The 7,458-nt window shown below is 65.4% G+C and carries 6 protein-coding genes and 1 pseudogene; 4 read left to right on the top strand and 3 right to left on the bottom strand.

Translation table 11 applies throughout. The features are described 5' to 3' along the window. Positions 1 to 35: 35 nt before the first annotated feature. On the top strand, positions 36 to 1,454 hold the full coding sequence (locus tag AC1DIX_RS27130; protein WP_477328388.1) for an SH3 domain-containing protein: 1,419 nt from the start codon (positions 36 to 38) through the stop codon (positions 1,452 to 1,454). Positions 1,455 to 1,497: 43 nt separating this feature from the next. On the opposite strand, the gene AC1DIX_RS27125 is transcribed toward AC1DIX_RS27130, so the two are convergent. From AC1DIX_RS27125 to AC1DIX_RS27115, 3 genes are read right to left on the bottom strand one after another with little or no spacing between them, the layout of a single operon-like run. Continuing rightward, positions 1,498 to 1,872: a c-type cytochrome gene (locus tag AC1DIX_RS27125; RefSeq protein ID WP_477328386.1), complete on the bottom strand. Its 375-nt coding sequence runs from the start codon at positions 1,870 to 1,872 to the stop codon at positions 1,498 to 1,500. Beyond that, positions 1,865 to 3,634: a GMC family oxidoreductase gene (locus AC1DIX_RS27120; RefSeq protein ID WP_442121874.1), complete on the bottom strand. Its 1,770-nt coding sequence runs from the start codon at positions 3,632 to 3,634 to the stop codon at positions 1,865 to 1,867. The genes AC1DIX_RS27125 and AC1DIX_RS27120 overlap by 8 nt, the downstream gene beginning before the upstream one ends. A gap of 22 nt (positions 3,635 to 3,656) precedes the next feature. Further along, entirely contained in the window at positions 3,657 to 4,379 is a 723-nt protein-coding gene (locus tag AC1DIX_RS27115; RefSeq protein WP_477328384.1) for a gluconate 2-dehydrogenase subunit 3 family protein, read from the bottom strand. Positions 4,380 to 4,660: 281 nt separating this feature from the next. On the opposite strand from AC1DIX_RS27115, the gene AC1DIX_RS27110 reads away from it, so the two are divergent. From AC1DIX_RS27110 to AC1DIX_RS27100, 3 genes and pseudogenes are all read left to right on the top strand, one after another. Continuing rightward, complete coding sequence (locus tag AC1DIX_RS27110) at positions 4,661 to 6,334, top strand: methyl-accepting chemotaxis protein (protein ID WP_477328390.1); 1,674 nt, start codon at positions 4,661 to 4,663, stop codon at positions 6,332 to 6,334. 64 nt (positions 6,335 to 6,398) lie between these two features. Continuing rightward, complete coding sequence (locus AC1DIX_RS27105; protein ID WP_442121872.1) at positions 6,399 to 7,001, top strand: MarC family protein; 603 nt, start codon at positions 6,399 to 6,401, stop codon at positions 6,999 to 7,001. A gap of 6 nt (positions 7,002 to 7,007) precedes the next feature. Further along, a pseudogene (locus tag AC1DIX_RS27100) lies at positions 7,008 to 7,458 on the top strand (hypothetical protein); the annotation flags it as partial.

Raw genomic sequence — 7,458 nt, 5'->3', positions numbered from 1 at the left:
CATGTAAGCTTGATCCATAAAAAATGGAGACGACGATGAACACGAGCACCAAGCTGCGCACCCTGGCGCTGGCCGTGGCGATCACATGCGCCACCCACCCCGCACTGGCCGCCGACGAGCGCGTCCCGGTCCCGGTATCCGCCTCCGGCATCCCCGCCTTCAGCGAGGAGATGCTGAATCCCGATTTCTGGATCCACCGCCTGCTGGAACCGGACATGGTGCTGCTGAACGCGCGCCAGGCGGCGGCCAAACGGACGCAAGCCTTCGCGCCGGGCGGCGGCTTCATCGACCTGCAGCGCCTGCCGGCGACCCTGGAACGCGCCCAGGTGGCCGACTGGCTGACGCAGGCCGAGCAGGCGACGCCGGTGAAGATTGCGGTCGACGAGGACGGCAAGCCGGTCGGCGCGGCGACCCTGGACGCCGTCCGCAGGAACGGCGCGCCGGAAAGGATCGCGGCATCGGCGCCGGCCCGCTACGGCCTCAGCGTGCGCCGCGCCCACTTGCGCACGATGCCGGCCGAACGCAACTTCTACCCGGCCGCCGACAACCGCGATTATGAAAGCCTGCAGGCCGGCGTCCTCTTCCCGGGCGAGCCGGTCCTGATCGCCCACCAGAGCCTTGATCGCGACTGGCTGCTGGTGATGTCGACCCAGGGCCCGGCCTGGGTGAGGAGCAAGGACATCGCCGAAGGCGCGCGCGACGCCGTGTTCGGCTATGCCACCCGTGCCCCGGGCCGGGTCGTCACCGGCGACCAGGTGCGCACCGTGTTCACGCCGGAAGCGCCCGAGGTGTCGGAAGTGCTGCTGGACATGGGCACGGCGCTGCCGGCCGCCGATGTGGCGCCCGGCGAACCGGTGAACGGCGCCAGCCCGTACGCGTCCTGGCCCTTGCTGCTGCCGGTGCGCGGGCAGGGCGGGGCGCTCGAATTCAGGCCGGCGCTGGTGCGCCGCAGTGCGGACAGCGCGCCCGGCTACCTGCCGGTCACCCGCGCCAACATCATCCGCCAGGCCTTCAAACTGCTCGGCGAGCGTTACGGCTGGGGCCACCAGTTCAATGCGCGCGACTGCAGCGGCCTGACCGGCGAGGTCTACCGCAGCATGGGACTGTACCTGCCGCCCAGCTCCGCCCTGCAGGGCAGCATGCCGTTGTTCCAGCACCGGACCTTTACCGACAAGGACAGCCATGAGGACCGCGTGCGCGCCCTGGCGGAGGCCCAGGTGGGCGACCTGGTCGTCGTCCCCGGCCACGTGCTGATGATCATCGGCCACGTGAACGGCGAGCCCTATGTGATCCAGGACGTGCCCTATGCCGTGTTCAGGGATCCGGCCGGCGGCCAGGTCCGCAAGACGAAACTGAACCAGGTGTCGGTCACGCCGCTGCTGCCGCTGTATGCGGACGACAGGACCCTGTATGTGGATGCGATGACGAGCCTGGTGCAGCTGACGCGCCCCTGAGGCGGCCCTGAGGCCGCCCGCCCACCGGGCCGGGTTGATCGACTTACTTGCTGGCCGTCGCCAGGTACTGGACGACTGCCTTCAGCGCCGCATCGTCCGGAACGCCGGAGAAGGGCATGCGGTTGCCCGGCACCTTCTCCTGGGGCGCACGGAGGAATTCGGTCAGGTTCTTTTCGTCCCAGGTGATGCCGCTCCGTTTCATCGGACCCGAGAAGCGGAAGCCAGGCTCAAGGCCGGCGGTACGGCCGACGATGTTGTGCAGGTCGGGACCGACGCCGTTCTCGCCGGCCTTCAGCGAGTGGCAGGCGGCACAGGTTTCGAAGGTCTTCTTGCCGAGGTCGTCGGCGGCCTGGGCGTGAAGGGAGAAAGCGGCGAGGGCCGCGAACGCGATTGCAGACGAATTGACGAACTTAGGCATCGATGAGCTTTCCTGGATTCTTGACGTAGACTTTCTTGATGATATCGGCTGCCATGTAGGCGATCGCGCCGACGGGACCGGTCGGGTTGTAGGCCGAGTTGTGCGGGAACAGCGAGGCGCCCATGATGAACAGGTTGTCGACGTCCCACACCTGGCCATATTTGTTCGTGACCGAGTTGCCCGGATTCGTGCCCATGATGGTGCCGCCCGTGTTGTGGGTGCTCTGGTACACGGTCGCGTTCCAGGAGTTGCGCGGCGCCGCCTTGTTCAGGTGAGCAGGGCTCATTGCCTGTGCAATCTTGTTGATGACCTCGGCCGAGTGCGCCGAAATCTTGCGCTCGTTGTCCTTGTAGTCGAAGGTCATGCGCATCAGCGGCATGCCGAGGCGGTTGCGGTAGGTCGGGTCGAGGTCGAGGAAGTTGCCGCGGTTCGGCATCACGCTGCCGGCGGCCGCGATGTTCATCGCGCGCTCGTACCACTTGGCGGTTTCCTCTTTCCACTTGTTGCCCCAGGCTGGCGTACCGCCTGGCACCGGGTGCCATTGGATCGGACGGCCGCCATACTGCACGGTGCCGATGATCGAGCCGCCGATGTAGCCGAAGGGCGTGCGGTCGAAGTCCCAGTTGGCGTTGAAGTCGTCGATCAGGGTGCTCGTGCCGCCCGCCGACATGTAGGGGTGGAACAGCTTGTCTTCGAAGAACAGCGTGGCGCTGGCGCCGGTCTGGTAGCAGTAATTCTTGCCGATCAGGCCTTTGCCGGTGGCCGGGTCGTAGACCTGGCCGATGCCGGAGACCAGCATCAGGTGGACGTTATTCAGCGCGTAGGCAGTCAGCACGACCATCTTGGCCGGCTGGAAGACTTCTTCGCCGTTCGCCAGGTTGACGTAGGTGACGCCGGTCGCTTTCCTGCCCGAGGCGTCGCGCTCGATGCGGGTGACCCAGGCATTGGTGCGCAGCTCGAAGGTGTTCTGCTTCAGGGCGGCCGGCAGCACGGTCATGTGGGCGCCGCCCTTGGCGTTCGATTCGCAGCCGAAGCGCTCGCAGTGGCCGCAGTACTGGCATTCGCCGAACTTGGCGCCGTCGGGGTTGGTATAGGCGCGCGAGGTGTTCGCGGTCGGGCGCGGGAAGGGGTGGTAACCCATCTTCCTGGCCGTATCTTCGAACAGCTCGCCGGCCAGGGTCTGTTCGACCGGCGGCAGCGGATAGTCGTTCGATCGCGGCGCTTCGAAGACGTTGCCGCCGGCGATCTTCTTGCCCTTGATGTTGCCCGCCTTGCCGGAGATGCCGGCAACCTTCTCGAACTTGTCGTAGTACTTCTCCAGTTCCTTGTAGCTGATGCCCCAGTCCTGGATCGTCATGTCTTCGGGAATGTACTTCTTGCCGTACTTGTCCTCGTAGCGCGAACGGATCTTGAACTCGTCGTCGGTCCAGCGCCAGGTATGGCCGTTCCAGTGCGTCGATGCGCCGCCGACGCCGGTACCCATCAGGTAGGATCCGAGGCGGCGATAGGGAAGCGCGGTTTCCCCGGCGTGGTTGCGGATGGTTTCGGTCTGGTCGGTCGTGTTGACCATCATGCCGTTGCGGATGCCCAGCGACAGTTCGTCGCGCATGCGCGGCACGGTAAAGTCTTCCGACGAGGCCTGCGGGCCGCCCCGCTCGAGGCATACCACGGTCATGCCTGCTTCGGACAATTCCTTGCCCAGGATGCCGCCGGTCCAGCCGGCGCCGACCAGCACGACATCCACTTCATTCATTTTCTTCATTGCGGTTCCGTTGGTGTTTGCTTCAGCTGAGGTCGGCAATGCCGACCGGCTGCGTGCGATACGGTTTGTTCTTGAACTTGACGATGTTCAGCTTGTTGGTGGTGTTCACGCCCGGGTAGCCGATCATCTTCCAGGCCATCTTGTCGCGGTTACCGCCATAGATCGGGTCGGAGAACATGGCTTCATAGAACATCTGCAGCAGCTGCGCGAAATACGGCTTGGCCGGCACGCCGTTCGGCAAGGCGATCTTGCCTGCCTGCAGGTCCTTGAGCAGCTGCTCCCTGGCCTCGGACGGCAGGGCATCGAAGGGCTTCTTGAAGGTCGCCTGGCAGTAGTCGGCCAGGCCTTCGGTGCCGGCGCGGAACAGGGCGGCGGGGGTCATGGCCAGCTGGTAACCCTGGTTGGCACTGCCTTGCCTGAAGGGGCCTTGCAGGTAGAGGCGGTCGCCCTGGCCCCAGTTGCCGGCGAGGGCACGGTCGAAGTAGATGTTCAGGCCCATGTCGACCCCGTTCGGGGTGTACTGGTCGGCCGGGCACATGTGATTGACCAGCGCTTCGACGAATGCCTGCTCGCCGGGACGCAGCCATTCGTAGCCGGCCGGCGCTTCCGCAGCGGCGGCGGGCTGTCCGTTGGCCGCCTGGGCCTTTCCGGCGAGAGGCAGGGAAGCGCTCGCTGCGCCGGCCGCGCCGACCAGTGACTTGATCAGGAAGTCGCGACGCGGCTTGGGTTGGGTAGGGTCGGTCATGCTGTCTGTATCCTGTGAAAACGGAGGACAGGAAGGCCCGGCAGGAAACACCGATGCCTTGCTGTAAATATGAAATATTAATGGCAGGAAGAAACAAAATTTCCCCCGGGCATCATAAACCGGTTTGATGCCCATGCATATCGGGTGTTGCGCCGATGCCGACACATACAAATTTTATGTTGCTATGCGGAAATTATTGCGGCATATTCCGGACCTGACAGCGGGGCCTCCCGTTATTGAACACTGGTGCCGTGCGACGGCGGATTGCGTACATGTAAATGATGAAAAACCTCAACATCGGCAAAAAGATTGCGCTCGTCTTCGCAATCGTCCTGCTCTTTTCGATTGCAACTACCGGCGTCGGACTTTGGCAGCTGAACAGGATGACGGCATCGACCAAGGAACTGATGGCCTTGCCACTGGCCAAGGAAAGGCTGGTCAGCGACTGGTACCGCACCATCTACGGCGGTTCGCGCAGGACGCTGGCAATCGCGAAGAGCAACGACAATGCGCTGGTTGCATTCTTCGCCGAGGATTCGGCGACGGGCACCAAGGAAGCCGGCGAACTTCTGAAGAAGGTGAAGCAGCTCCTGACCTCGCCGGAAGAGGCCAAGTTGCTGCAACAGATCGCCGATGCGCGTGATTTCTACAACGTCCAGAAAGCCGCGGTGACCAAGGCCAAGGAAATGAACGATGTCGAGACCGCAACGCACGTGCTCGAAGAGAAGTTCATCCCGGCTTCGGCCAAGTACCAGGGCTTGCTGCGTGACATGGTCGACATGCAGCGCAAGGCCATCGACGCCAGCGCAGCGCAGGCCGAGCAGGCCGCGGCCGCCAGCCTGCGCATGCAGACCGCGCTGAGCGTGATGCTGGTGCTGCTGGTGGTCGCCTGTGGATGGCTGCTTCGCAGCAGCATCGTCAAGCCGCTCGAAACCGCGATCGGGATCGCGCGCCGCGTCGCCAAGGGCGACCTGACGGCGGATATCCAGGTCACATCCAGGGACGAGGCCGGACAACTGCTGGAAGCGCTGCGCGCGATGAATCACTCGCTGCGCGAGCTGGTGCATAGCGTGGTCCAGGGCGCCGGCAATATCGCCCGTGCGAGCGACGAGATCGCCGCGGGCAACCTCGAACTTTCGTCGCGCACCGAGCAGCAGGCCAGCTCGCTCGAAGAAACCGCTTCGTCGATGGAAGAGCTGACCTCGACCGTCAAGCAGACCTCGGACAATGCGCGCCAGGCCAATCAGCTGGCCGCCTCGGCAAGCGAAGTGGCGGCCAAGGGCGGCGCGGTGGTGCACCAGGTGGTCGAAACGATGGGGCTGATCGATACCTCGTCGAAGAAAATCGTCGACATCATCGCTGTGATCGACGGTATCGCCTTCCAGACCAATATCCTGGCGCTGAATGCCGCCGTGGAGGCGGCCAGGGCGGGCGAGCAGGGCCGCGGCTTCGCCGTGGTGGCCGGCGAGGTGCGCAACCTGGCCCAGCGTTCGGCTGCCGCCGCCAAGGAGATCAAGACCCTGATCGATGCCTCGGTCGGCAACGTGGAAACGGGAAGCGCCCTGGTGGCCAAGGCCGGCACCACGATGGGCGAGATCGTGGCGAGTATCCGCCGCGTCACCGACATCATGGGCGACATCAGCGCCGCCACCCGCGAGCAGACCCTCGGCATCGAGCAGATCAACGAAGCGGTCAGCCAGATGGACCAGACCACCCAGCAGAATGCCTCGCTGGTGGAGGAGGCTGCGGCGGCCTCCGAAACCCTGCAGAAGCAGGCTGCGGACCTGGCCGACGCGATGCGCGTATTCAAGCTGAAAGACATGCCGGACCAGCCGGCTCAGTCGGTCCGGTCGCCGGCGCCGGCGCGCAAGGCACTGGCAGCCGCGGCGCCCGCAGGTCCGGCGGCACGGGGCCGCAACCCGGAACCGGCTGCGGAGGCGTGGGAAAGCTTTTGACCGGTAAATCGATGGGTACGGATGCCGATCGGTTAAGATTGCAACAAATACCTTGACCGATCCCATGACCCAAAGCTTCTTCCAGACCTTCATCCTGCTCCTGCTCGTTACCGACCCCTTCGGCAACGTTCCCCTGTTCGTCACCGCGCTGAAGGAGGTCGAACCGGCCCGCCGGCCGCGCATCGTGGTGCGCGAGTGCGCGATCGCCTTCTTGCTGCTGCTGGTCTTCATGTTCTTCGGCCGGCACTTCCTGGAAGCGCTGCACCTGACCGACATCTCGCTGCGCATCGGCGGCGCGGTGATCCTGCTGATCATCGCGATCCGCATGATCTTCCCGCATCCGGACGGCGTGCTGGGCCGCAGCGAAGGCGGCGAGCCCTTCATCGTGCCGCTGGCGATCCCCGCGCTGGCCGGCCCCTCGGCGCTGGCCACCGTGCTGCTGTTCACCTCGCAGACGACGGCGGAAGTGATGGTCCACGTGGCCGCGCTGGCCGCCGTCGGCCTGGTCTGGCTGGCCGTGTTCCTGGCGGCGGAGCGCCTGCAGAAGGCGCTCGGCGCCCAGGTCATGACCGCCTTCGAGCGCCTGATGGGCCTGATCCTGACGGCGATGTCGGTCGAGATGCTGCTGGGTGGCGTGCGCGCCTTCGTCAAGACGCTCGGCGAGTAAGGCCGCATGCGGACCTCGATGCACCAGCCGCAAGGCGAACTGTCCGAGGTCCTGTACGGGATCGGCTTCATGTCGACCCTCGACGAGCCCTGGCCGCCGCCGCAGCCGCACCTGAACCGCTTTCCGGCGATGGTCTATTGCAGCCTGAGCCTGATCCTCGACGGCGCCATCGCCATGGCGGCGGAGGAGGGCGGCACGCGCGCCCTGTCCGGCCTGCTGGTCTCGGGGCCGCGCACGCGCCCGGTCACGTCGCTGTCGCTGGCGCCGGTGCGCTCGCTGTCCGCGATCTTCTATCCCGATGCCTTCGCCCTCCTGACCGGCATCGCGCCGGTCCGCCTGCAGGACCGCGACGAGCCGGCCGCCGGCTGGCTGGACGCCGATTGGGAAGCCTGGCCGCGGGCCCTGGCGGACCTCGACGAGGCCGCGCAGATCGCATGGATCGAGGCGTGGATTGCCG

It is taken from the genome of Massilia sp. 05N420 (assembly GCF_056397205.1).
Note: the sequence above shows the minus strand (reverse complement) of the source record. Positions and strands in the feature narration are given on the sequence as shown.